Genomic DNA, 1,827 nt, shown 5'->3' with positions numbered 1-1,827 from the left:
AAAACATTTTTAAATTATTTGTAAGAACAAAAAATTTAGTTACATCTTTCATTATTGTTTTCTCCTCATTTAATTAGTTAGGTATTATTTTATAATAAAAAATATGTGTAAATTATGAATAAACTGTATCAAAAGTATAATTTATAGCATAAGTTTAGTTCTGTCGCAAACAGCAAGACTGTTGAGTTAATCTTGGCTGATTTATTTATTCCTGATAACTTTTACATTTTTAATGAAATTTGAGGTTAATTTGGGTTCTGTCGCAAACTTATAGAGCATTTACAATTTTTCTAGAATCACAACCCTCTAGATACAATTATGCTGCTATAGTAGATTCCATAGAATCCCATGATTTAAATACTAATATGGGTCGAGTTAATCTTTTTATATTTCTATGATCTTGCTCTATCAAATTATTGAGATACTTATTTTGTCTAATCTCTATATCATGAGTTAACCATATCCCAAGCAAAAACAGAAAGATATTTATACTTAGCAAAGCAGCTTCATTAGCACCAGACTTATCTACATTAACTTTCTCCGGTAAGCCATGTTTGCCAATGGTTTTCTTGAAAAATTTACGAGTAGATTTCTCATCTCTTTTAGCTGAAACCATAAACTCTAATGTATCGCCATGCTTATCTATTGCTCTGTATAGATAAACTCACTTACCTTTATGTTTTACGTAAGTTTCATCCATTTTCCAACTTACATAAATACCATATTTCCTAAACTTCTTACTGAAAGTAGGCTTCTAGCTCTTTAGCATATTTTATAACCCAACGATTGAGAGTACTATGATCTACACTAACTTCACGTTCTTTCATCAACTCCTCTACATGCCTGTAGCTTAATGGATATGATAAATACCAACGAAGTGCTTGGAGAATTAAAAGTTTTGTAAAGTGCCTACCTGTGAAATCTAACATCTAAAATTTAAAGAAATATTTGTGATAAAATAATACTACAAAATTACGCGGTTGTCAGTTTGCGACAGAACCCTAACAATTTAATCTACTCTTTTTTATCAAAACTATCCTAACATAACTTAGTTATTTAGGACAATCCCTAGTTAAGTTATCCCAAAATTGATGAGATAGATCAGTTATTACAAAAATACAAAAATGATTTACTTTCTATTATTATAGAAAAGTTATTCTACAAAAATTAACTTAATACAACAAGGTATAGTGAAAAAAATGATTAGTAACACAATTGATATAGAAAGGTTTGTTGAAGATACCCAGGAAGTTCCAAAAATAAGTCAAACGATTCTAGACTCCGATAGGGGTTATACTTATTATTTTGGTGATTATCTGTTTGATAAACAAGGTTTAAAAACGTTTTTGGAAAAAGATGAGCTGAGCGTCTTTGGTATTCTTCACCAAGGTATATTTGCTATAATTTGGAATAACCTTAGAGATAGTTATAACAATAATATATTAAATATACCAGATAATGAGGTTGTTTTTAGATTTTATAATGTAATAAATGAGGATGATTTAATACCTGAGGCTGAAGATTTTAGATCTGGCTCTGTTACACTTACATCAACAGGCTCTGTTGGGTTTGCAGGAGCAGAAGGAATGGAACTAATTGAAGATGTTTTATTGTATGCTAGGTTTGATGTTAATTACGATGGAGATAAGTACAATATAACTAATTTTAGATATACTTTAAGAAACTACTAGTTAAGATTGTTCTCTGTACACGATAAAAAATATTGAAAGGACTGATTAAAGCCTTATATATTCATTATTTGCGAAAGATGAAAAAGTACTTTAATCAGCTAAGAGGAAGTCTATCTGAAATATTCAATTGGCACAA

General features: G+C 29.1%; 1 protein-coding gene and 1 pseudogene. One reads left to right on the top strand and one right to left on the bottom strand.

The genetic code is table 11. The annotated features are described in order from the left end of the window. Positions 1-316: 316 nt before the first annotated feature. Positions 317-929 (bottom strand): annotated as a pseudogene (locus F3D57_RS10150) (IS6 family transposase). A 270-nt stretch (positions 930-1,199) separates the two neighbouring features. Between F3D57_RS10150 and F3D57_RS10145 the strand changes: the two are divergent. Continuing rightward, positions 1,200-1,691, top strand: coding sequence for a hypothetical protein (locus F3D57_RS10145; protein WP_150466169.1), 492 nt, complete (start codon positions 1,200-1,202; stop codon positions 1,689-1,691). Positions 1,692-1,827: the final 136 nt, after the last annotated feature.

It is taken from the genome of Francisella sp. SYW-2 (genome assembly GCF_008711475.1).
GTDB classification, from domain to species: Bacteria; Pseudomonadota; Gammaproteobacteria; order Francisellales; family Francisellaceae; genus Francisella; species Francisella salimarina.
This window is presented reverse-complemented; position numbering and strand designations above follow the sequence as displayed.